Annotated in this window: 23 protein-coding genes; 13 read left to right on the forward strand and 10 right to left on the reverse strand. The window is 63.8% G+C overall.

The window, feature by feature from the left end:
- Window positions 1–2: 2 nt before the first annotated feature.
- The 6 genes from prmA to AC1MEM_RS06965 form a co-directional block, all read right to left on the reverse strand.
- Window positions 3–959 carry a 50S ribosomal protein L11 methyltransferase gene (gene prmA, locus AC1MEM_RS06940; protein WP_499476226.1) on the reverse strand — a complete coding sequence of 319 codons (957 nt, stop codon included), beginning with the start codon at window positions 957–959 and terminating at the stop codon, window positions 3–5.
- Window positions 956–2,344, reverse strand: coding sequence for an acetyl-CoA carboxylase biotin carboxylase subunit (gene accC / locus AC1MEM_RS06945; RefSeq protein WP_499476227.1), 1,389 nt, complete (start codon window positions 2,342–2,344; stop codon window positions 956–958). Before accC ends, prmA begins: the two co-directional genes overlap by 4 nt.
- A 90-nt stretch (window positions 2,345–2,434) precedes the next feature.
- Window positions 2,435–2,899 carry an acetyl-CoA carboxylase biotin carboxyl carrier protein gene (gene accB / locus AC1MEM_RS06950; RefSeq protein WP_499476228.1) on the reverse strand — a complete coding sequence of 155 codons (465 nt, stop codon included), beginning with the start codon at window positions 2,897–2,899 and terminating at the stop codon, window positions 2,435–2,437.
- A gap of 100 nt (window positions 2,900–2,999) precedes the next feature.
- Complete coding sequence (gene aroQ, locus AC1MEM_RS06955) at window positions 3,000–3,431, reverse strand: type II 3-dehydroquinate dehydratase (RefSeq protein ID WP_499476229.1); 432 nt, start codon at window positions 3,429–3,431, stop codon at window positions 3,000–3,002.
- A 129-nt stretch (window positions 3,432–3,560) separates the two neighbouring features.
- Window positions 3,561–4,133, reverse strand: a complete 573-nt coding sequence (locus AC1MEM_RS06960) for a TlpA family protein disulfide reductase (protein ID WP_499476231.1) — start codon at window positions 4,131–4,133, stop codon at window positions 3,561–3,563.
- Window positions 4,130–4,762 carry a hypothetical protein gene (locus AC1MEM_RS06965; protein ID WP_499476232.1) on the reverse strand — a complete coding sequence of 211 codons (633 nt, stop codon included), beginning with the start codon at window positions 4,760–4,762 and terminating at the stop codon, window positions 4,130–4,132. Before AC1MEM_RS06965 ends, AC1MEM_RS06960 begins: the two co-directional genes overlap by 4 nt.
- A gap of 112 nt (window positions 4,763–4,874) precedes the next feature.
- Here AC1MEM_RS06965 and mpl point away from each other — a divergent pair, with 112 nt between their 5' ends.
- The 8 genes from mpl (at window position 4,875) to corA (ending at window position 13,119) form a co-directional block, all read left to right on the forward strand.
- Window positions 4,875–6,209: a UDP-N-acetylmuramate:L-alanyl-gamma-D-glutamyl-meso-diaminopimelate ligase gene (mpl, locus tag AC1MEM_RS06970; RefSeq protein ID WP_499477593.1), complete on the forward strand. Its 1,335-nt coding sequence runs from the start codon at window positions 4,875–4,877 to the stop codon at window positions 6,207–6,209.
- Complete coding sequence (locus AC1MEM_RS06975; protein ID WP_499476234.1) at window positions 6,206–6,805, forward strand: YqiA/YcfP family alpha/beta fold hydrolase; 600 nt, start codon at window positions 6,206–6,208, stop codon at window positions 6,803–6,805. Before mpl ends, AC1MEM_RS06975 begins: the two co-directional genes overlap by 4 nt.
- On the forward strand, window positions 6,760–7,380 hold the full coding sequence (locus AC1MEM_RS06980; protein ID WP_499476235.1) for a chorismate--pyruvate lyase family protein: 621 nt from the start codon (window positions 6,760–6,762) through the stop codon (window positions 7,378–7,380). Before AC1MEM_RS06975 ends, AC1MEM_RS06980 begins: the two co-directional genes overlap by 46 nt.
- A gap of 15 nt (window positions 7,381–7,395) precedes the next feature.
- Window positions 7,396–9,429 carry a ribonuclease catalytic domain-containing protein gene (locus tag AC1MEM_RS06985; protein WP_499476237.1) on the forward strand — a complete coding sequence of 678 codons (2,034 nt, stop codon included), beginning with the start codon at window positions 7,396–7,398 and terminating at the stop codon, window positions 9,427–9,429.
- Between the two features lie 195 nt (window positions 9,430–9,624).
- Window positions 9,625–10,476: a TonB family protein gene (locus tag AC1MEM_RS06990; protein ID WP_499476238.1), complete on the forward strand. Its 852-nt coding sequence runs from the start codon at window positions 9,625–9,627 to the stop codon at window positions 10,474–10,476.
- On the forward strand, window positions 10,473–11,288 hold the full coding sequence (gene aroE, locus AC1MEM_RS06995) for a shikimate dehydrogenase (RefSeq protein WP_499476239.1): 816 nt from the start codon (window positions 10,473–10,475) through the stop codon (window positions 11,286–11,288). Before AC1MEM_RS06990 ends, aroE begins: the two co-directional genes overlap by 4 nt.
- A gap of 8 nt (window positions 11,289–11,296) precedes the next feature.
- Window positions 11,297–12,022: a monofunctional biosynthetic peptidoglycan transglycosylase gene (gene mtgA / locus AC1MEM_RS07000; protein WP_499476241.1), complete on the forward strand. Its 726-nt coding sequence runs from the start codon at window positions 11,297–11,299 to the stop codon at window positions 12,020–12,022.
- Window positions 12,023–12,144: 122 nt separating this feature from the next.
- The gene (corA, locus tag AC1MEM_RS07005; protein WP_499476243.1) at window positions 12,145–13,119 is read left to right on the forward strand and encodes a magnesium/cobalt transporter CorA; all 975 of its coding nucleotides are present in this window, start codon (window positions 12,145–12,147) and stop codon (window positions 13,117–13,119) included.
- Window positions 13,120–13,157: 38 nt separating this feature from the next.
- On the opposite strand, the gene AC1MEM_RS07010 is transcribed toward corA, so the two are convergent.
- The 4 genes from AC1MEM_RS07010 to thiD all read right to left on the reverse strand — a co-directional run bounded on the left by AC1MEM_RS07010 (window position 13,158) and on the right by thiD (window position 16,608).
- Complete coding sequence (locus tag AC1MEM_RS07010) at window positions 13,158–13,529, reverse strand: hypothetical protein (protein ID WP_499476244.1); 372 nt, start codon at window positions 13,527–13,529, stop codon at window positions 13,158–13,160.
- Window positions 13,530–13,608: 79 nt separating this feature from the next.
- Window positions 13,609–14,418: a glycoside hydrolase family 19 protein gene (locus AC1MEM_RS07015; RefSeq protein ID WP_499476245.1), complete on the reverse strand. Its 810-nt coding sequence runs from the start codon at window positions 14,416–14,418 to the stop codon at window positions 13,609–13,611.
- A 71-nt stretch (window positions 14,419–14,489) separates the two neighbouring features.
- Window positions 14,490–15,800: a glutamate-1-semialdehyde 2,1-aminomutase gene (hemL, locus tag AC1MEM_RS07020; RefSeq protein WP_499476246.1), complete on the reverse strand. Its 1,311-nt coding sequence runs from the start codon at window positions 15,798–15,800 to the stop codon at window positions 14,490–14,492.
- 1 nt (window position 15,801) lies between these two features.
- Window positions 15,802–16,608, reverse strand: a complete 807-nt coding sequence (gene thiD / locus AC1MEM_RS07025) for a bifunctional hydroxymethylpyrimidine kinase/phosphomethylpyrimidine kinase (protein WP_499476247.1) — start codon at window positions 16,606–16,608, stop codon at window positions 15,802–15,804.
- Between the two features lie 133 nt (window positions 16,609–16,741).
- On the opposite strand from thiD, the gene AC1MEM_RS07030 reads away from it, so the two are divergent.
- From AC1MEM_RS07030 to AC1MEM_RS07050, 5 genes are all read left to right on the forward strand, one after another.
- The gene (locus AC1MEM_RS07030; RefSeq protein WP_056344231.1) at window positions 16,742–16,894 is read left to right on the forward strand and encodes a rubredoxin; all 153 of its coding nucleotides are present in this window, start codon (window positions 16,742–16,744) and stop codon (window positions 16,892–16,894) included.
- Window positions 16,895–17,222: 328 nt separating this feature from the next.
- Window positions 17,223–17,618, forward strand: coding sequence for a response regulator (locus AC1MEM_RS07035; RefSeq protein ID WP_499476248.1), 396 nt, complete (start codon window positions 17,223–17,225; stop codon window positions 17,616–17,618).
- A gap of 25 nt (window positions 17,619–17,643) precedes the next feature.
- Window positions 17,644–18,015 carry a response regulator transcription factor gene (locus AC1MEM_RS07040; RefSeq protein ID WP_499476249.1) on the forward strand — a complete coding sequence of 124 codons (372 nt, stop codon included), beginning with the start codon at window positions 17,644–17,646 and terminating at the stop codon, window positions 18,013–18,015.
- Window positions 18,015–18,551 carry a chemotaxis protein CheW gene (locus AC1MEM_RS07045; RefSeq protein ID WP_499476251.1) on the forward strand — a complete coding sequence of 179 codons (537 nt, stop codon included), beginning with the start codon at window positions 18,015–18,017 and terminating at the stop codon, window positions 18,549–18,551. The genes AC1MEM_RS07040 and AC1MEM_RS07045 overlap by 1 nt, the downstream gene beginning before the upstream one ends.
- 28 nt (window positions 18,552–18,579) lie before the next feature.
- Window positions 18,580–20,892, forward strand: a complete 2,313-nt coding sequence (locus tag AC1MEM_RS07050) for a methyl-accepting chemotaxis protein (protein WP_499476252.1) — start codon at window positions 18,580–18,582, stop codon at window positions 20,890–20,892.
- Window positions 20,893–20,913 lie beyond the last annotated feature (21 nt).

Here is a 20,913-nt window from a genome sequence, read left to right on the forward strand (position 1 = left end):
GCTTACCCGCTCGTTACGGAGCGCGCGGCCGGTACGGTGTCCTGGCCGAGCGTCCCGTGAAGGGCAACCCAGCCGTCCTGCTCGGCCCAGACGCCCAGCTTGATGAAAGGTGCGTAGGCGGCGGCCACTTCCTCGGCCTGGCGCGCCAGCACGCCCGACAGCACCAGCGAACCGCCCGGCGCCACGCGGCCGGACAGCATCGGCGCCATCAGCTTCAATGGGCTCGACAGGATGTTGGCGACGACGGTGTCGAACTTGCCGCTTGCATGGCGTTCGTTCGTCGAGACAGCCAGTTCGTCCGGCACATAGAAGGTGATCTCGCAGTTGTTGCGCTCTGCGTTGGCACGGGCCGATTCGATCGCCTGCGGGTCGATGTCGACCCCGGTGACGTCATCCGCGCCCAGTTTTTTCGCGACCATCGCCAGGATGCCCGAGCCGCAGCCGTAGTCCAGCACCGACTTGCCCGGCGCCGGATGGGCTTCCAGCCACTCCATGCACAGGCGCGTGGTCGGGTGGCTGCCGGTGCCGAAGGCGAGACCAGGATCGAGTTCCAGGATCAAGCCGTCAGGATCAGGAGCCTCGTGCCAGCTTGGCACGACCCAGATATTGGTGCCGATGTGGATCGGCTCGAATTGGGACTGCGTCAGGCGGACCCAGTCGGCATCGGCCACGTCGCGCGTGGTGAACGACGGCACCTGGGTCAGCCCGATGGCGGCTGCCGCTTCGGCGATGATCGCTCCCTGGTCAGCGTCGACATCGGTCAGGGCCACGACACGGCTGTGGTCCCAGGCCGCTTCCGTCGGCTCCATGCCAGGCTCGCCGAACAGCGGCTTTTCCTGGTCGGTACCTTCGTCGGCGTCTTCCACCGAAACCGACAGCGCGCCCGCTTCCATCAAGGCGTCCGAGAGGGCCTCTGCATGCTCGCGTGCGATTTCGATGATGACTTCGGTCCAGCTCATGCGTCAGCCTTGTTGTCCGGGTTCACGACGACCTTGGTGTCAGGGCGGTTGGCCAGCTTCTGTTCCAGGTAATGGATGTTGGTGCCGCCTTCGATGAAGCGGGCATCGACCATCAATTCGCGGTGCAGCTGGATGTTGGTCAAGATACCCTCGACCACCATTTCCGACAACGCAATTTGCATACGGCGGATGGCTTGCTCACGCGTAGCACCGTAGGAAATTACCTTGCCGATCATCGAATCGTAATGAGGTGGCACATAGTAGCCCGCATACGAGTGCGAATCGACACGGATGCCAGGGCCGCCCGGCGGATGCCAGCCGGTGATGCGGCCTGGGGACGGCGTAAATTTGAACGGGTCTTCCGCATTGATGCGGCATTCGATCGCGTGGCCGGCCAGCATGATGTCGCGCTGCTTGAAGCGCAGCTTCTCGCCACAGGCGATGCGGATCTGTTCCTGCACGATGTCGATACCGGTGATCATTTCGGTGACAGGGTGTTCGACCTGCACGCGGGTGTTCATTTCGATGAAATAGAACTCGCCGTTTTCGTACAGGAATTCGAAGGTGCCGGCGCCGCGGTAGCCGATCTTGCGGCAGGCTTCGGCGCAGCGGTCGCCGATCTTTTCGATCAGCTTGCGCGGGATGCCCGGCGCCGGCGCTTCCTCGATCACTTTCTGGTGGCGGCGCTGCATCGAGCAGTCGCGCTCGCCGAGCCAGACGGCGTTTTTATGTTCGTCGGCGAGGATCTGGATTTCCACGTGACGCGGATTTTCCAGGTACTTCTCCATATACACTTCCGGATTGCCGAAAGCGGAACCGGCTTCGGTCTTGGTCATCGCCACGGCGTTCAGCAGGGCCGCTTCGGTGTGGACGACGCGCATGCCGCGCCCGCCACCGCCGCCGGCGGCCTTGATGATGACCGGATAGCCGACCTTGCGGGCGGTCTGGATGATCTCTTTCGGGTCATCCGACAGCGCGCCTTCCGAACCCGGCACGCAAGGCACGCCGGCGCGGATCATCGCCTGCTTGGCCGAGACCTTGTCGCCCATCAGGCGGATCGAATCCGAACGCGGGCCGATGAAGACGAAGCCCGATTTTTCCACGCGCTCGGCGAAGTCGGCATTTTCCGACAGGAAGCCATAGCCAGGGTGGATGGCTTCGGCGTCCGTCACTTCGGCGGCGCTGATGATGGCCGGCATGTTCAGGTAGCTCAGCGCGGACGCGGCCGGGCCGATGCAGACGGACTCGTCGGCCAGCTTCACATACTTGGCGTCCTTGTCGGCTTCGGAGTGGACGACCACCGTCTTGATGCCCATTTCGCGGCATGCGCGCTGGATACGCAGCGCGATTTCACCACGATTGGCGATAAGAATTTTTTCAAACATGGTTAGCTTGGGTAGGTGAGAGAGCCGGCGTCGTGCGCCGGCCTGGGTTCGGGATCATGCGGCCGGGAAGAAACACGGCCGGAGAGCGTCTTAGCCGATCACGAACAGTGGCTGGCCGAATTCGACCGGCTGGCCATTTTCCACCAGGATCTTGGTTACCACGCCGGAAACGTCGGCATCGATTTCGTTCAGGAGTTTCATTGCCTCGATGATGCAGAGGGTATCGCCTTCCTTGATATTCGCGCCGACTTCCACGAAAGCGGCGGCGCCCGGCGAGGACGAACGATAGAAGGTGCCGACCATCGGCGACTTGACGACGTGACCGGTCTCGACAGGAATGGCAGGCGCTGCAGGGGCGGCCGGGGCAGCAGGAGCGGCGGCAGGGGCGGGCGCCGAGTATTGCTGCATGCCGGACGGCATCATGACCATTTGGCCTTGGGGCGTGGCGGACGACTTGACGATGCGGACCTTGCTTTCGCCTTCGGTCACTTCGAGTTCAGCGATGTCCGATTCGGCGACGAGGTCGATCAAAGTCTTGAGTTTACGTAGATCCATGTGAAACCCCTTGGAATTATTGTGTATTAGAGAAGAGTAAATCAGCGCGCAAAAAGAGGGCGCAGCCGAGGATGATGCGTGAAGTTGTCGTAGATTAACGCTATTTAAGCGCGAAGTCGATGGCAAACCGGTATCCGTCGATGCCGAGCCCGCAGATGGTGCCGCGGGCAAGCGCCGACAGGTAGGAATGGTGACGGAATTCTTCGCGCTGATAAATATTTGAGATATGAACCTCAATGAACGGGATCGCCACCCCAGCCAGCGCATCGCGCAATGCCACGCTCGTGTGGGTCAGCCCGCCGGGATTGATGACGATCGCGTCCACGCCCTCGGTACGGGCGGCATGGATGCGGTCGATCAGCGCACCTTCATGGTTGCTCTGAAAGCAGGAAAGCGACCCGCCCGCTGCCTCGGCCTGGGCCGTCGCAGCGCTTTCGATGTCGGCCAGCGTTGCCGCGCCATACACCGCAGGCTCGCGGGTTCCCAATAAATTCAGGTTGGGACCGTTGAGCAACAGTAGCTTTTTCGCCATTATATTCTAGAGTCCATGCTCGAAAGTGTCGCATTTTGCCGCTAACGTCAGCTATTGGCAAGCGATAAAATTCTCTGTGGATACCCGCGGCTTTCCCGGCGATAGGAAAAGAACAAGGGTTCGCGCGCGCTACAAGCCAGCCAGGTCGGCCTTCAACTCGTCGAACTTCAATTTGCCGAGGTAAGTCTTCCTTACCTGGCCGTCGGCGCCGATCAGGACCGTGAAGGGCAGGCCGCCATTCGTATTGCCGAAGGCGCGCGACAGTTCCGTGCCGCCCATGCCGCCCACATACAGCGGGTACTTGATATTGTGCTTGGCGGCAAATTCGCTCATCGCCGATGGCGAATCGATGCCGAGGCCAATGACATTGAAACGCTTGGTGGCTCCCTTGGCTTCATTAGCGGCCTCTTCATTCGCAAGCGCCGAGAGTTCGGGCATTTCCTGTACGCAGGGGCCGCACCAGGTGGCCCAGAAATTCACGAGCAGGGGTTTGCCTTTCCACTGGGCCAGGGTCTGCGGCTTGCCCGACAGGTCGTTCAGGGTTTGCGCATATAGATTAGTGGAGGCGCTCCCGGCGGATGCGCTTGGCGGAGCAGCGACCGGTGCTTGCACCGGTTTCGTTTTGCTACCAAACACCACGCCAAGGGCGCAAAAAATCGCCGCCACGGCCGCCACGACGGCCAGCTTTTTATTTTTCTTCATTCGTCCTGTTCCAGGGAGGGGTCGGTCGACATCAGGGCGCGCAGGCCGGCCGCGTCGACGCGCTGCAGGCGGCCATCGCCGCGGAGTTTCAAGGCGCCGCGCAGGTCATGAAATTCATACAACTCGGCATGCACCGCCTCCTTATGCCACAGGAAGCTCACCGTTTCAACCGGATCATGACGGGCGCCCTTGAAGTGCGGGGTTTCCGAGATATCTATAGTGACGTTGCGGTTCAATAGAAAGATCTCGACTTCCTTGGCGCTGTCGGCAAACAGCTGCAAATGGATGTCGTCGTGCTCGCCGGCGGTGCCGTTCAGCACCGCGCCGGTGAGGTAGGGATTGAACTCGGCCAACGCGTCCATCACCTGCAAGGCCGCCTCGCGCAGTGCCTGCAAGCGTTCGGCGTGCGCCGCACCGCCAAACAGGGTCTGGTAGCGCCGCACCTCGTCTTCGATCTCGCCATTGTCGGGCATCAGGTTAGGCTGGGGCTGGTCCACGCCGAGCACCTGGCGGGCCGCCTTTTTGCGGGCCGTGGCATAGTCGGCGCCGTCCTGCGCGATCATGCGCGCCGCCGTCGCGGCGATCTGCGCGCGCAGCTGTTGAAGGTCATAATTCTGGGTTGGCATCATGCCCCTGATCATACTCTTGAACGAAAAATGGCATCGTGTCGGGTAGAATCGCGTATTCGCTTTATTCCTCACAATCATGCACATTCACATCCTCGGCATTTGCGGTACCTTCATGGGCGGCCTGGCGGTCCTGGCGAAAGAGGCTGGCCACCGCGTTACTGGTTGCGACGCCAACGTCTATCCCCCGATGAGCACCCAGCTCGAGGCCCAGGGCATTGAATTGATCCAGGGCTATGGCCCGGAACAGGTATCGCTGAACCCGGACCTGTATGTGGTCGGTAATGTGATGACGCGGGGGAATCCGCTGATCGAGGAAATCCTGAACCGCGGCTTGCCATATGTGTCTGGCCCGCAGTGGATTGGCGAACATATTTTGCGCGAAAAATGGGTGCTGGCCGTGGCCGGTACGCACGGCAAGACGACCACTTCGTCGATGCTGGCCTGGATACTGGAAGATGCGGGTTATGCGCCTGGCTTCCTGATCGGCGGCGTGCCGATGAATTTCGGTATTTCGGCGCGCCTGTCGGGCGCTACGGATTCCGACTTCTTCGTCATCGAAGCCGACGAATACGACACCGCCTTCTTTGATAAGCGCAGCAAGTTCGTGCACTACCACGCCAAGACGGCCGTGCTGAACAACCTGGAATTCGACCACGCCGACATCTTCCCCGACATCGGCGCCATCGAGACCCAGTTCCACCACCTGGTGCGTACCGTGCCGGGCGTCGGGCGCCTGATCGTGAACGGCGACGAAACCTCGCTGGCACGCGTGATCAAGCGCGGCTGCTGGAGCGAGAAGGAAAGCTTCGGCGTGTCCGACGGCGTGAACTGGACGATGGTCGAGCACCCGGGCGGTTCCAGCTTCGACGTCATCTTCAATGGAGAGTCGCAGGGCACTGTCCACTGGGACCTGACCGGCAAGCACAACCGCTCGAACGCGCTGGCGGCAATCGCCGCCGCCCGCCACGTCGGCGTGCCGGTGGCGCAGGCGGTCGATTCGCTGTCGCGCTTCCAGAGCGTCAAGCGGCGCATGGAAGTGCGTGGCGTCGTCAACAACATCACCGTGTATGACGATTTCGCGCACCACCCGACGGCGATTGCCACCACGGTCGGCGGCCTGCACCAGAAGATCGGCGCCAAGGGGCGCATCCTCGCCGTGCTCGAGCCGCGCTCGAACACGATGAAGCTGGGCGCCATGAAGGACGCGCTGCCGGGCAGTTTACGCGACGCGGACCTGGTGTTCGGCTTCGGCAGCCAGCAGGCGCTGGGCTGGTCGCTGGCCGATGCGTTACAGCCCCTGGGCACGATCGCGCACAGTTTCGACCAGATCGACTACATGGTGCAGGCCATCGTGCAGGCCGCCCAGCCGGGCGACCACATCCTCGTGATGAGCAATGGCGGCTTTGGCGGCGTGCACCAGAAACTGCTTGAAGCACTGGCGAAATGATTCTCTATCTCCACGGCTTCCGGTCCTCGCCCCGTTCCTTCAAGGCGCGCGTGATGCAGGAGCGGATGACGGCCGCCGGGCGTGCCGGCGACCTGATCTGCCCGCAACTGCCGGCCTCGCCGAAAGCGGCGATGGAACTGGCCCTGCTGCTGGCCGAACGCCATGCGCCGCACAATTTGGCCATCGTCGGTTCCTCGCTCGGCGGCTTTTACGCGACCTGGCTGGCCGAGCGGCTGGGCGTGCGCGCGGTACTGCTCAATCCATCGGTCGATCCCCTGAAAAATCTCTCGACGCACGTTGGGGTGACGACCAACTGGCATTCGGACGAGCCGTTCGAGTTCCGTCCCGAATACATCGATGAGTTGGCTGAACTGAAAATTGCGCGTATTACCCGGCCCGAGCGTTATTTCCTGATTGCCGCGACCGGCGACGAAGTGCTGGATTACCGCGACATGGTCGCCCACTACGCCGGCGCGCGCCAGCATGTGATCGCGGGCAGCGATCACGCGATTTCCGAATTCCCGCAGTATGTGGACGAGGTGCTGGCCTTTTGCCGGCCGGATGTCGACTGGTCGCGAAGGACGACGACATCCTAGGCCGCCGCCTGCGCCTGGCGAACTGGCATCGCAATGCCTCTGCCGTCGGGGCCGATGCCTTGATGCGCGACTGGCTGACGACGAAGGGTTCGCTGACGGCGCGCCTGCTTGCGCATGGCAAGTCCTTCCGCGTGCAGCGCCTGCACCAGAAGGTGGCGCCGTGTTCGCGGGAGGAGGCGCTGTCGATCGGGCTGCCGCGCCGCGCGCGCGTCTGGGAGCGCGAGGTTTTATTGTGCTGCGATGGCGTGCCGGTTGTCTTCGGCCACACCGTGGTGCCGATGTCGGCCACGGCGAGCGATTGGCCGCTGTTTTCTGCGCTGGGCGAAAAGTCGCTCGGCAGTACCCTGTTTTACGACCCGATCGTCGTCCGCGGGCCGCTGGAGTTTGCCCGGCTGCGTCCGGGCCACCCGCTGCTGGCGCGCCTGCGCGCAGGCCTGGGCAACAGCCTGGGTGCGGACTCGAATGAACACGATTTCCATGCGCGGCGCTGTGTCTATCGCCGCCACCAGGGCCTGTTGATGGTCACCGAAGTATTCTTGCCGGCTGTACTCAAGCTGACGGCAGCGCAACAATAAAGATAGCGAAATAACATGAACGTATTTTTTGAAGAATCGGGCGACTTCAAGGTTGGCTCGGTGTTGTCGACGGCCGGCGAAGCCTATCAGGTGGAACTGTCGAGCGGAAAGCGCAGCAAGGTCAAGACCAAGGACGTCCTCTTGCAATTCGAGAAGCCGGCGCCCGAAGTCCTGCTGGACGAAGCGAAGGCCATCGCCGCCGAGGTCGATCTCGACTTCCTGTGGGAAGTGGCGGGCCAGGAAGAATTCGGCTTTGCCGAACTGGGCGCCGAATACTTTGGACACGCGCCCCTGCCCGCCGAGGCAGCCGGCCTGGTGCTGGCACTGCACAACGCCCCGATCTATTTCTATAAAAAGGGACGCGGACGCTACAAGGCGGCCCCCGAGCAGTCGCTGCGCGCGGCGCAGGCCGGCATCGAAAAGAAGAAACAGCAGGCGCTGATCCAGGCCGGCTATGTCGACGAGTTGAAAGCGGGCACGCTGCCGGCCTCGATGCAGCCGATCGTCGCGCAATTGCTCTTCAAACCGGACAAGAACACGATCGAATACAAGGCGCTGGAAGCGGCGGCCAACGAGCTGCAGACGACGGCGCCACGGCTGATGCTGGCAACGAAAGGCATTGCGTCGCCCAAGGACTTGCACATGGGCCGTTTCCTGTTTGAGAACTTCCCACGCGGCGCCGGCTTCGCGCCGGTGCCCGTCCCAAGCGCACCGACGACGCTGCCAGTGGCGAAGGTTGCCGCCTTCTCGATCGACGACGTGACCACCACCGAGATCGACGATGCTTTCTCGGTCGAACAATTGGACGACGGCACGGTGCGCGTGGGCATCCACATCGCCGCGCCAGGTCTCGCCATCAAGCCGGACGACGAGATCGACAAGATCGCGCGTGCGCGCATGTCGACCGTGTACATGCCGGGCGACAAAATCACGATGCTGCCGGACGACGTCGTGAACGCATTCACCCTAGCCGAGGGCAATACCTGCCCGGCATTGTCGCTGTATGCGATTTTGAATCCGGAAGACTGGTCGACGGTCTCGACCACGACGCGCGCCGAGCTGGTCCCGATTAAAAGCAACCTGCGCCACAACGATCTCGACGAGCTGGTCAACGAAGAGACGCTGGAAAACGGAGAAGGCGAGTATCCGCACAAGGCCGAACTGGGCTTGCTGTGGAAATGGGCCCTGAAACTCGAAGCCGGGCGCATGGTCAAGCGTGAAGCCTTTGGTTTGAAGCCGGAGCAGGGCAACCGCGTCGACTTCAATTTCTACGTCGACGACGACGTGGTCTCGATCGTGCGCCGCAAGCGCGGCGCGCCGCTCGACAAGATTGTCGCCGAGCTGATGATTTTTGCGAACAGCACCTGGGGCAAGCTGCTGCACGACTCGGGCGTGCCGGGCATTTATCGTTCGCAGGGCGCCGGCAGCGGCGCCGGCTGGGCCGCCAAGATGCAGGTACGCATGGTCACGCACGCGGCACCACACCAGGGTCTCGGCGTCGATCAATATGCCTGGAGCACCTCTCCGCTGCGCCGCTACACCGACCTGGTCAACCAGTGGCAGATCATCGCCTGCGCCGAACACGGCGTGACGGCGCCGCTGGTCGCGCCATTCAAACCACGCGATGCGACGCTGTTCTCGATCGTCTCGGCTTTCGATGCGGCGTATGCGGCCTATAACGAATTCCAGCAGACGATGGAACGCTACTGGTGCCTGCGCTGGCTGGGGCAGGAAAACGCGAAACAGGTCGACGCCGTCGTATTGAAAGACGACCTGCTGCGCCTGACCGACGTGCCGCTGGTGATCCGCCTGGCCGGCATGCCGCAGGTGGCGCGCGGCACGCCGGTGCGCCTGGACATCGTGCGCTGGGACGAGGTCGATTTGTCGCTCGAGGCGCGCCTGCTCGAAGTCGTGGCAGCGCCGAGCGAGGAGACGGCCTTCGAGGAAGAAGAGGGCGATAGCGGCGAAGCGGCGGTGGAAGAAGTCGTTGAGGCCGAAGGCGTGGTGGCCGTCGTCAGCACGGACGACCCGGCCCCGGCCGCATCGTAAGTCGTTAGCGGCAGTGCACCGTAGGGTGGGCCGGGCCCACCCTACGTTACACATCCGCCAACAACTTTTCTCAGCTGTTGCCAGCCAGCCACCAAGCCCCCATACCATCGCTGCGCACGGTAGAATGCCTGCATTCCCAGATTCAACAGCCGTCCGGCCGCCCGCGTGAAGTATTCCCGAGAAAACCGCCCCCTCATGATTGCCCTGGCCGCTTCCGTGGCGGCTCACGCGGTCCTGCTCGCCATCCGTTTCGTGGCGCCCGATGCCTTGCGCTTCGAGCCGGCCGATCCGGGCCTGGAAGTCATCCTCGTCAACGCGAAGCACACCAAGGCGCCGACGAAGGCCGAGGCGCTGGCCCAGGCCAACCTCGAAGGCGGCGGCACGGCGGACGCCGGGCGTTCCAAATCGCCGCTGCCCGACCTGCGCAAGAACGAGAACGGCGACAGCATCAAGGCGCTGCAAAAGCGCATCGTCGAACTCGAGCAATTGCAGCAGAACGTGCTCACGCGCGTGCAAAAGTCGGCCTTCAGCGCCGCGCCCGTCACCGACAAGGACAAGCCCGATCCGACCCATACTGGCGCGGACGAGGTCGACACCACGCGCCAGATCGCGCGCATGACGGCCGAGATCACGCAGACGATCGAGGATCAAAACAAGCGGCCGAAGCGCACCCACATTTCCCCGAGCACGCGCCAGGTCGGCTATGCGCTGTACTACAAGGCGATGCAAAAACAGGTGGAAGAGGTCGGCACGCTGAACTTCCCGCAGCAGAATGGCAAGAAGCTGTACGGCGAACTGGTGGTGTCGATTCCGGTCTTCCAGGACGGCACGCTGTACCAGAAGGAAGGCGGCCCGCGCATCGAGCGTTCGTCGGGCAATCCGGCGCTCGACAAGGCGGCGCTCGAGATCGTGCGGCGCGCCGCGCCTTTTGGGGCCTTCCCGCAGAACATGCGTACGGCCGGCAAGGATGACCTGTGGATCGTGATTACGCGCTTTACGTTTACGCGCGAGGAAAAAGTGAAAGCCGAACTCCAGGAGCAGGCATGACCGACCGTTATTGCGTGATCGGAAACCCGATCGCCCACAGTAAATCTCCCCAGATCCACGCGGCCTTTGCCTTTCAAACCGGGCAGGACATCCATTACGAGCGCTGCCTCGCGCCGCTCGACGGCTTCGCCGACGTGCTGCGCACGCTGGTCCAGCAGGGCTACAAGGGTGCGAACGTCACCGTGCCCTTCAAGCTCGAAGCGGCGACCCTGGCGACAACACTGACCGAGCGCGCACGCGCCGCCGGCGCCGTGAACACCCTCAGTTTCAATGATGGCGAGATCGTCGGCGACAATACCGATGGCCCCGGCCTCGTCGCCGATATCGTCAGGAATGCGGGCTTCGCGCTGGCAAATAAACGGATCCTGCTGCTCGGCGCCGGCGGCGCGGCGCGCGGGATCATGCTGCCGTTCATCGGCGAGGGGCCGCGATCGATCCTGGTGGCGAACCGCACCCGCGCCACGGCCGAAAGCCTGGTCGCGAGTTTCGCGGGCAATGGCGTGCAGCTGGCCGCCTGCGGTTTCGACGACATCGAGGGACCGTTCGACATCGTCGTCAACGCCACCTCGGCCAGCCTGGCGGACACGATGCCCCCGGTGCCGGCCTCCGCTTTCGCCAAAGGCACGCTGGCGTTGGATATCATGTACGGCAGCGCGCCTTCGCCCTTCATGGTCTTTGCCGCCGGGCAGGGCGCGGACACGCGCGACGGCCTCGGCATGCTGGTTGAACAGGCCGCAGAAGCCTTCACGATCTGGCGCGGCGTGCGGCCGGGCACGAATGAACTTCTCAATCATCTGCGCAAGCTAAAATAAATATAACGATGGCAAAACGAGGCAATGCGGCGGGGGCGGCCAGGGGCGGCCGGCGCTGGATCAAGTGGATCATCCTGGGGCCGATCCTGGCCGTGTTTCTCATCCAGCTGTATTTCTTCGTGCAGGTGTGCTGGTTTGCCTGGTTCAATCCGGGCTCGACCAGTTTCATGCGCGAGCAACTCTCGGAGCTGCGCGCAAAGAATCCGGATGCACAACTGAAGCACCAGTGGGTGCCTTACGAGCGCATCTCGAATAACCTCAAGCGCGCCGTGGTGGCCTCGGAAGACGCGAATTTCGCCGATCACCCGGGCATCGACTTCGATGCGCTCGAAAAAGCCTATGCGCGCAACAACCGCAAGCACAAGGTCGTCGGCGGCGGTTCGACCATCACCCAGCAGCTGGCGAAAAACCTGTTCCTGTCCGGCGAGCGCAGCTACCTGCGCAAGGGACAGGAGGTGGTCATCGCCTTCATGCTCGAGACAGTGATGAGCAAGCGGCGCATCCTCGAGGTGTACCTGAACGTGGTCGAGTTCGGGCGCGGCGTGTTCGGCGCCGAAGCGGCGGCGCGCTATTACTTCCGCGTCCCGGCGGCCAACCTCGCTCCCTTTCAAGCCGCGCGCCTGGCGGTGATGTTGCCCAACCCGCGCTACTACGACGTCCATCGCAGCACCAATTATCTCGTCAAGCGCACGGTCCTGATCCAGCGCCGCATGGCCTCCGCCGAATTACCGTAATGGTCACTTCCGCAATTCGCTGAAAAACAGCTTAAGGCTGGGCAAAAGTGTTGTTTCGGGGTGGCCGCGCACGGGGCTAACGGGTACACTTGCGACAGTTTTGATTCCGGCCGAGAAAGCGCATGATCAACGTATTTGTCCTACAAAATGGCCGACTGAACCAGGTACCCATCGCTTCGCGCGCCGACCTGGAGAACGCCACGCCTGTCTGGGTCGACCTCACCGATCCGGATGACGACGAACGCGCGTGGGTCAAGACGATTTATGGCGTCACCTTGCCGGGCGAAGACGAAGTCTCCGACATCGAAGCCTCGGCCCGCTATTACGAAGCCGAGAACGGCGACCTGCACCTGCGCACCGACTTCCTGCTCGAGGAAGAAGACGGCCCGTCGCGGGTGGTGACGGTCGCCTTCATCCTGTCCGGCAAGCGCCTGTTCTCGGTCCACTCGGACGATTTACCCGTGTTTCGCCTGGTGCGCATGCGCGCGCGCTCGCGCCCCGGCTCGATCGCCGACTACATGGACGTGCTGCTCGACCTGTACGCGACCGATGCCGAATACTCGGCCGACGCGCTCGAGGGCATCTACGAGAGCCTGGAAGAAGTCAGCCAGCGCGTGCTGCAGAAGGAATTTACGGACCAGGACGCGGCCGCCGCGCTGAACGCGATCGCGCACGAGGAAGACTTGAACGGCCGCATCCGCCGCAACATGATGGACACGCGCCGCGCGGTGAGTTTCCTGATGCGCGGGCGCCTGCTCAATTCCGAGCAGTTCGACGAAGCGCGCCAGATCCTGCGCGACATCGAATCGCTCGATGGCCACACGTCCTTCCTGTTCGACAAGGTCAACTTCCTGATGGATGCGACCGTCGGCTTCATTAACATCAACCAGAACAAGATCATCAAGATCTTCTCGGTGGCCTCGGTCGCCTTCCTGCCGCCGACGCTGATCGCCAGTATCTACGGCATGAACTTCCAGAAGTGGTTCCCGGAGCTGACCTGGGATTATGGTTATCCGTTTGCGATCGCGCTGATGGTGGCGAGCGCGATTGCGCCGCTGTGGTATTTCAGAAGGCGGGGCTGGCTGAAGCTGGCTTGACCGCAATAAAATTTCATGCGGGCGTGCCTCATGAAATTTTATTTCACGGCCACGGCCGTCAGCGGTTCCCGAAACCCCTCGCCGCCATCCTCGCAGACCATCTTGCTGAGCACCTTGCCGCCCCGTTCGACGATGATCCCGTCTTCGAATTCGGGCGTCGTTCCGTTCCCGGCGCGTCCGATCCTGCTGTAGACCTTGTAGGTGTAGGCACTGTGCCGGAACGTCACCGTGGTTTCGCCGCCGCCGATGAGCGGTGCCGACGTCACGGTGAATGCGGCGAGTGCCTCGCGGCCCGGGGCGGGGTAGCGCAATTCGACCGCTGCCGGGCGCCCGAAGCGGTAGCTCAGCGGGCCGTCTTTTCCCGCACGGCAGATCGATACCATCTTGCTGCCGACATGGCAGGCGAACACAACTGGCTCATGCTCGGCGCATAGGGATTCCCCGGCGTGCACGTTGGAGAAGGCCAAGCAGCACAGGGCTGCGGCCAGTTCAGATACCCAGGGTTTTCTTGACTCTCGCAAGGCGCGCTCCACGGTCTTCCAATCCGTTCCGGCCGCCGTTGACGGCAAGGGTGACGTCCACCAGGTTATCGGCATCGGCAGGGAGATTGACTTTACGTGTATCCCAGAAATTGAAGGCCGATTCGATGGCGTATTTGAGTTCTCTCAAGAGCAAGTCCGGGAAAGCAACAAAATCCTGGGGGTCTGCAAGGTCGCGCGCGTTATGGGCCGCCGTGAAGTCAGCGTAGTTGAGCTTGCCGGTCAACTGGACCAGGCCGCGGCCACGGTAGCGAAAGCCATCGCCCGACGCTTCGTCGCCATTGCCGAGCCTATCCGCATAGACATAGGAGAGCAGGCGTTGCGCGTTGCCCGCGTAACTGTCCTGCTCGGTCCAGAGCTTGGGCCGCCGGCGCAAGGGCCGGCCGTTCGCGTCGAGGTCGCAATCGTCGCGGTCGCTGTGGTAATGATCCGGGCCACCCTGGCAGCCGAAGATCTCATGCATGCGCCTGGCCGTATAGTTGCCGTTTTCCTCCATCGCTCGGAATTTGCTTTCATGCCCCATCTGCGACAGGAAATGCGCCACGCGCAAGGGCGTCGTCACCGCATAGCGGCGCGCACCCTCGTTGATGGCGTCGACAATCTCGATGTAATAGCTGTCGGGATTGGACGTATCGGCCGCACGCAGCAGTTCGACCGTGATCGCCGTCGGTTCGGTTGCGGACAGGAAGGATGACTGCGGGCGCGGCGCGCGGGGACGGGCGCGGGGAAGGGAGTGTTGCTGTGCCATGATGGCCTCCATCCGAAGATGAATCCATCATGGCATAAGACGATGCCGCCGTCGCGCGCACGTATGTCGCGCTTTGGCTACGCTTAAGCGATACGCGCGAAGACTTTCCGTGCAGCTGCGATCGTTTCCTCGATGACCGCATCGTCGTGCGCGATGGACACGAAGCCGGCTTCGAACATGGCTGGCGCGAAGTACACGCCTTCGTCGAGCATGCCGTGGAAGAAGGCGTTGAACCGCGTCTTGTCGCCGGCCATCATCTGGCCATAGGTCGAGGGCACCGTGTCGCTGAAATACATGCCGAACATGCCGCCGACCGAATCGCCGCAGAAGGCGATGCCGGCTTCTTTCGCCGCCGCCGCCAGGCCCTGCACCAGCTTCTCGCCCTGGGCGGTGAGCTTCTCGTAGAAGCCCGGCTCCTGCACGATCTTCAGCGTCGTCATGCCGGCAGCCACGGCCACCGGGTTGCCCGACAGCGTGCCGGCCTGGTAGACCGGGCCGATCGGCGCCATCTTCTGCATCAGTTCACGCTTGCCGCCAAAGGCCGCCACCGGCAAGCCGCCGCCGATGACCTTGCCCAGGGCCGTCAGGTCCGGGGTGATGTCGTACATTTCCTGGGCGCCGCCGAGGCCGACGCGGAAGCCGCACATCACTTCGTCGAAGATCAGCACGGCGCCGTGCTCGGTGCACAGTTCGCGCATGCGGCCGAGGAATTCGGGCGTGGCGCGGATCAGGTTCATGTTGCCGGCGACCGGTTCCACGATCACGCAGGCGATCGTGTCGCCCATCGATGCGAACGCGTCTTCCAGCTGGGCCACGTTGTTGTAGTCGAGCACCAGCGTGTGCTTCACAAAATCTTCCGGCACGCCGGCCGAGGTCGGGTTGCCGAAGGTCAGCAGGCCGGAGCCGGCTTTCACCAGCAGCGAATCGGCGTGGCCGTGGTAGCAGCCTTCGAACTTGACGATCTTGTCGCGGCCGGTGGCGCCGCGCGCCAGGCGCAGCGCGCTCATCGTCGCTTCGGTGCCCGAGGACACCAGGCGCACCTGTTCGATCGAGGGCACCAGCTTGCAGATTTCTTCGGCGATCTCGATCTCGCCTTCGGTCGGCGCGCCAAACGACAGGCCGTTGGCGGCCGCGTCCTGCACCGCCTTGATCACTTTTGGATGCGCATGGCCGACGATGGCCGGGCCCCAGGAACCGATGTAGTCGATGTAGCGCTTGCCGTCGGCGTCCCAGAAATACGGTCCCTCGGCGCGGGTGATGAAGCGTGGCGTGCCGCCGACCGAGCGGAAGGCGCGCACCGGCGAGTTCACGCCGCCCGGCGTCGTCTCCTGGGCGCGCGCGAACAGGGTGTCGTTGCGCGAATTGTTGCGGGATTCGGTTTGTTCAGTCGTCATGTCAAGAAGCTTTCGTGCTGCCGGCCTGCGGCAGGATGCGGTAGAAACGGTTGGGAACGAGCTTGCCCATGCCGAAGCGCTGGGCGTGCAGCAGGGCGCCGTAGGTGTAGTCCTGGGCGGCGCGCAAGGCGGCGATGGCGTCCATTCCCTGCGCCATGCAGGCGGCGATCGCGCCCGACAGGGTGGTGCCGGCACCGACGAAGTGTCCCGGCAGGTGCTTCCAGTCGATCGTGGTGACGCCGTCCTCGCGGTCGAACAGGGTGTTGGCGCGTTTGTGCCCACTGCCGGAAGTGCCCGTGACGAGCACGTACTGGCAGCCGCGCGCGGTCAATTCCGCGACGTCGGTTTCCAGCGAGCCCTCCACGCCGCTTTCGTTGCCAACTTCGCGCCAGAGTTCGGCCATGCGTCCGAGTTCCGATTGCGACAGTTGCAATATTGTCGCTTGCGGCGCCAGGATCTGGCGGATCGAGGCGACGATGTCCTCGTCGGACATGCCGGAGTCGGGCAGCGCGGAGAGGAAAGGGTCGACGATCAGCGGCACCTCGGCGTAATCGGAGACGATTTCGGCGATGGCGGCGGCCTGCTCGATGCTGGCGATCGCGCCAATCTTGACGGCGGCGATCGGCATGTCCTCTAACACCTGGCGCGCCTGGTCGGCCATGACGCCGGTGTCGACTTCATGCCATTCCTCGACGCGCGCGCTGTCGGACACCAGCAGCGCGGTGGTGATGGAGAGGGCGTGGCAGCCGTGGGCGGCGAAGGTGGCGATATCTGCCTGTATGCCCAGTGCCCCGACCGGGTCGGACACCCCAAATGTGAGAATCAGCGGAGACGGTTGGTTTTGCACGGCGGGTAGATTAAGATACCTGATTCCCCATTTTACTAGATCGAAGGAACCAAACGTGAGTAACGAAACGACCGCGACCGCTTACCAGACCTGGATGTGCCTGATCTGCGGGTGGGTCTACGACGAAGAAGCGGGCGCACCGGACGACAACATCGCGCCTGGAACCCGTTGGGCCGATGTGCCGATGAACTGGACCTGTCCGGAATGCGGCGCCCGCAAGGACGATTTCGAGATGACCGCGATCTGATTGCTGTTGTAGGGTGGGCTCCGCCCACGCGGTACCACGCATCCCCGTCGAACACGCATTGACGGCCACATCGGATGATCATCGTACAGTGCGAGATCATCCGCAGCCATATGCCGATGCCGTACCGCGTGGGCGCAGCCCACCCTACAAAACCTTGCCATCTCATCAATCAAGTTGGCAAATCCCTCCCGCCTGTTAACGTAATTTCTAGCCCTTCCAACAAGCCTTTCCCCCCTCGCGTTTGGTCCTAGTTGACGCTGTGCAACACTTCGCGCACAAGCCGGATTCCCTATGCTATCTTGGCGGTCCATGCTGAAGTGAAACGAAAATGACGACATCGGAGCAAGCAAGCAGCCTGACGGTCATGGTGGTCGACGACAGCAACACGATCCGCCGTTCGGCCGAGATTTTCCTGACGCAGGCCGGCTACCGCGTGGTGCTGGCCGAGGACGGTTTCGACGCGCTGGCCAAGATCAACGACCACCATCCGGCGCTCGTCTTCTGCGACATCCTGATGCCGCGCCTGGACGGTTACCAGACCTGCGCGCTGATCAAGAAGAGCGCGCGCTTCCATGCGACGCCGGTGGTCATGCTGTCCTCGAAAGATGGCCTGTTCGACCGCGCGCGCGGCGCGATGGTCGGATCGAGCGCCTATCTCACCAAGCCGTTTTCCAAAGACACCCTGCTCGCGGCCGTCCGCGAGCACACGGCCCCCAGGGCCTGAATACCTAGAATTTCGGAGCCCCCCCGTGGCCATACACAAGATCCTGATCGTCGACGACTCGCCGACCGAACGCTACTACCTGACCGACATCCTCGTCAAAAACGGCTTTTCCGTCTCCACCGCGGATAACGGCGAGGAGGCGCTGGTAAAAATGCGCGCCGACCGCCCCGAGCTGATCCTGATGGACGTCGTCATGCCCGGCGCGAACGGCTTCCAGGTGACGCGTTCGATCGCGCGCGACCCCGAGCTGGCCGCGGTGCCGGTCATCATCTGCAGCAGCAAGAACCAGGAAACCGACCGTATCTGGGGCATGCGCCAGGGCGCAAAGGATTACTTCGTCAAGCCGGTCGACCCAGGCCAGCTGCTGGCGCGCATCGCGGCGCTGGACGCCGCCTGATGAACGCGGCCGCCGACAGCAAGGCGCTCGCGCCGGCAGCGGCACGGCGCACCCGCCTGCGCGACTATCAGGCGCAGCTGCTTGCGCGCATGCAGGCGGCGCAAAGCGGCGCCGCCGAGGCGCATCACCAGCTCGGCGTGGCCATCGGCAGCGAACGTTATCTGCTGGAGCTCACCGAAGCCGGAGAAATCGTGCCGCCGCCGCTGTTCGCCGGCGTGCCGCTGACCCAGCCCTGGTACCTCGGCCTGGCCAACGTGCGCGGCAGCCTGCTCGGCGTCATCGACCTGGCGCGTTATCGCGATCCCGACGCCAGCGCGGGCGGACCGGATGCGCGCCTGGTGTCGTTGGCGCCGCGCCTCGGTTTCAACTGCGCGCTGCTCGTCACGCGCGTCTACGGCCTGCGCCGCCCAAACGCGATGGCGCAAGACGGAGCGCGCCTGCGCGACCCCGATGGCCATGCATGGACGCCGCTGTCGCTGGCGGCGCTGGTGCGGGAAGAACGCTTCCTGCACGTCGCCCTCCAGCCACGCCAATAACACCAACACCGCAGCACCAGGAGCCGCAATGGGAATCGCGTCAAAGATGGGTTTGAATTTCCTCCCGAAGGGGCAGGACGAGAACGACACCGTGCTGGCGTCGCCGGACACGCGCTTCGGCGCCGACCTGATGCCGGACGCCCAGCCTTCTGCTGCCGCTCCCGCGGCGTCGGGCGGTTCGGCCGAGGAAGCCATGCTGCGGCTCGGGAACGTGATGCGGCGCCGGGCACCCGTTGCCCCCGACGACAGCGAAGACGAGGAAAACCTCAGCCTGCCGCTGATCGGCCACCTGTCGCTGCCGCGCCAGCTGCGCCTCCTGCTGGTCGCCTTTGCAGCAGGCATCCTGCTGACCATCCTCGGGATGTGGCAGAACGCGGCCGTCAACGCCAGGGTCGCGGCCCAGATCCAGGTCGCGGGCGACATCCTGATGCATACCCAGCGGGCCGGCAAGGCAGCGCCGAACGCGCTCGCCGGGCGCCTCGACTCGTTTGGCCAGCTCGACGAGAGCCGCGCCGAAGTCGAACGCAGCATGCGCCTGCTGGCCAAAGGCGGCGATCTCGGCGGCGTCAGCATCCCGGGCGCCAGCGGCCGCGAGGGCGCGCAGCTGGCGCGCGTGCGCAACACCTGGAGCGGCTCGGAGCAGGGCGCGCTGAACATCCTGAAAATGAAGCCGGCGCTGATCGCCTTCGACAAAAGCGTGCGCCAGCTCGACGGCCTCGCGTCGGAAATGCTGGCCCTGACCGAAGACCTGATGGCGCAGAACGTCGAACGCGGCGCCAGCGCGCGCGAACTGGCCGCGATTGGCCGCATGATGATGCTGACCCAGCGCCTGGCGCGCGGCGCCAACCAGTTCTTCGCCATCGGCGTGCCGGGCGACGCCGCCGCGGTGCGCATCGGCGCCGACAGCGCCGCCTTCGAACACGCCCTGGAAGTCGTGCTGACGGGCGGCGCCGCCCAGCGCAATCCGGACCTGCGCGACAAGCTGGTGCAGGTGCAGACCCGCTTCAACGCCTTCCGCCAGGACTTCGCGCCCTTCCTCGACAACCCGGCCGCCTACTCGAAAGCGCGCGCCGCGGCGCGCACCATCCACCGCGACAACGAAGTCGTGAAGAAGGAAGTCGCGATCCTGCAGGCCGGCTACCGCGAGCAGCAATCGTCGCAGAACGGCTGGTTCTGGCTGCTGGTGGTGGCCTCGATCTTCACGCTGGCCACGGCCGGCTCGATCAGCCGCGTCATGCTGCAGGACTCGCGCAACCGCACCCGCGGCGCCGATGCCCGCCGCCGCGAAGCCGAAGCCCTGCGCCAGCTGGCGCAAGCCCAGGAAGAAGAAGCCAGGGCCACCAACAGCCAGAACCAGGCCGCGATTTTGCGCCTGATGAACGAGCTGCAGGAAGTGGCCGACGGCGACCTCACCGTGCAGGCCACGGTCTCGGAAGACATCACCGGCGCGATCGCCGACTCGGTCAACTACACGGTCGAGGAATTGCGCACCCTGGTGCAGCGCGTGACCACGACCGCCGAACAGGTGACGCTGGCCTCGAACGAAGCGCAAACGATTTCCACGGGCCTGCTGGGCGCGGCCGGGCAACAGTCGCGCGAGATCGAGGAAGCGTCGTCGACGGTGCTGCGCATGGCCGGCGAGATCACCGACGTGTCGAAGTCGGCCAACGAATCGGCCGAGGTGGCGCGCCAGTCGGTGGCCGCGGCCGAGCAGGGATCGGCTGCCGTGCAGAATGCGATCCTCGGCATGCACGAGATCCGCGAGCAGATCCAGGAAACCTCGAAGCGCATCAAGCGCCTGGGCGAATCGTCGCAGGAGATCGGCGAGATCACCGAACTCATTTCCGACATCACCGAGCAGACCAACGTGCTGGCGCTGAACGCGGCGATCCAGGCGGCGTCGGCCGGCGAAGCGGGACGCGGCTTCTCGGTCGTGGCCGAAGAGGTGCAGCGCCTCGCCGAACGTTCGGGGGAAGCGGCGAAACAGATCGGCGCGCTGGTGCGCACGATCCAGACCGATACCCACGACGCCGCGGCGGCGATGGAAAAATCGACCCAGGGCGTGGTCGAGGGTGCGCGCCTGTCGGATGCGGCCGGCGCCGCGCTGGCGGATATCTCGCGCGTCTCGAACCGCCTCGCGGAACTGATCCAGGGGATCTCGTTTGCGACCGGCCTGCAGGCGACGTCGGCCAACGGCGTGGCCCACAACATGCAGCACATCCTGTCGGTCACCGAGCATACGCAAGCCGGCACCGAACAGACTGCGCTGTCGATCCGCCAGCTGGCCGCGCTGGCGCAAGAATTGAAAAACTCGGTGTCGCGCTTCCGCGTCGCCGCCTGAACCGGACCTTGAGCCGCATCT

Source organism: Telluria sp. AIW5 (genome assembly GCF_056680575.1).

Bases quoted from the DNA above. Each gene is read 5' to 3' on its own strand.
- prmA (WP_499476226.1), bottom strand. From the start codon at position 959: ATGAGCTGGACCGAAGTCATCATCGAAATCGCACGCGAGCATGCAGAG.
- accC (WP_499476227.1), bottom strand. From the start codon at position 2,344: ATGTTTGAAAAAATTCTTATCGCCAATCGTGGTGAAATCGCGCTGCGT.
- accB (WP_499476228.1), bottom strand. From the start codon at position 2,899: ATGGATCTACGTAAACTCAAGACTTTGATCGACCTCGTCGCCGAATCG.
- aroQ (WP_499476229.1), bottom strand. From the start codon at position 3,431: ATGGCGAAAAAGCTACTGTTGCTCAACGGTCCCAACCTGAATTTATTG.
- AC1MEM_RS06960 (WP_499476231.1), bottom strand. From the start codon at position 4,133: ATGAAGAAAAATAAAAAGCTGGCCGTCGTGGCGGCCGTGGCGGCGATT.
- AC1MEM_RS06965 (WP_499476232.1), bottom strand. From the start codon at position 4,762: ATGATGCCAACCCAGAATTATGACCTTCAACAGCTGCGCGCGCAGATC.
- mpl (WP_499477593.1), top strand. From the start codon at position 4,875: ATGGGCGGCCTGGCGGTCCTGGCGAAAGAGGCTGGCCACCGCGTTACT.
- AC1MEM_RS06975 (WP_499476234.1), top strand. From the start codon at position 6,206: ATGATTCTCTATCTCCACGGCTTCCGGTCCTCGCCCCGTTCCTTCAAG.
- AC1MEM_RS06985 (WP_499476237.1), top strand. From the start codon at position 7,396: ATGAACGTATTTTTTGAAGAATCGGGCGACTTCAAGGTTGGCTCGGTG.
- AC1MEM_RS06990 (WP_499476238.1), top strand. From the start codon at position 9,625: ATGATTGCCCTGGCCGCTTCCGTGGCGGCTCACGCGGTCCTGCTCGCC.
- aroE (WP_499476239.1), top strand. From the start codon at position 10,473: ATGACCGACCGTTATTGCGTGATCGGAAACCCGATCGCCCACAGTAAA.
- mtgA (WP_499476241.1), top strand. From the start codon at position 11,297: ATGGCAAAACGAGGCAATGCGGCGGGGGCGGCCAGGGGCGGCCGGCGC.
- corA (WP_499476243.1), top strand. From the start codon at position 12,145: ATGATCAACGTATTTGTCCTACAAAATGGCCGACTGAACCAGGTACCC.
- AC1MEM_RS07015 (WP_499476245.1), bottom strand. From the start codon at position 14,418: ATGGAGGCCATCATGGCACAGCAACACTCCCTTCCCCGCGCCCGTCCC.
- hemL (WP_499476246.1), bottom strand. From the start codon at position 15,800: ATGACGACTGAACAAACCGAATCCCGCAACAATTCGCGCAACGACACC.
- AC1MEM_RS07030 (WP_056344231.1), top strand. From the start codon at position 16,742: ATGTGCCTGATCTGCGGGTGGGTCTACGACGAAGAAGCGGGCGCACCG.
- AC1MEM_RS07035 (WP_499476248.1), top strand. From the start codon at position 17,223: ATGACGACATCGGAGCAAGCAAGCAGCCTGACGGTCATGGTGGTCGAC.
- AC1MEM_RS07045 (WP_499476251.1), top strand. From the start codon at position 18,015: ATGAACGCGGCCGCCGACAGCAAGGCGCTCGCGCCGGCAGCGGCACGG.
- AC1MEM_RS07050 (WP_499476252.1), top strand. From the start codon at position 18,580: ATGGGAATCGCGTCAAAGATGGGTTTGAATTTCCTCCCGAAGGGGCAG.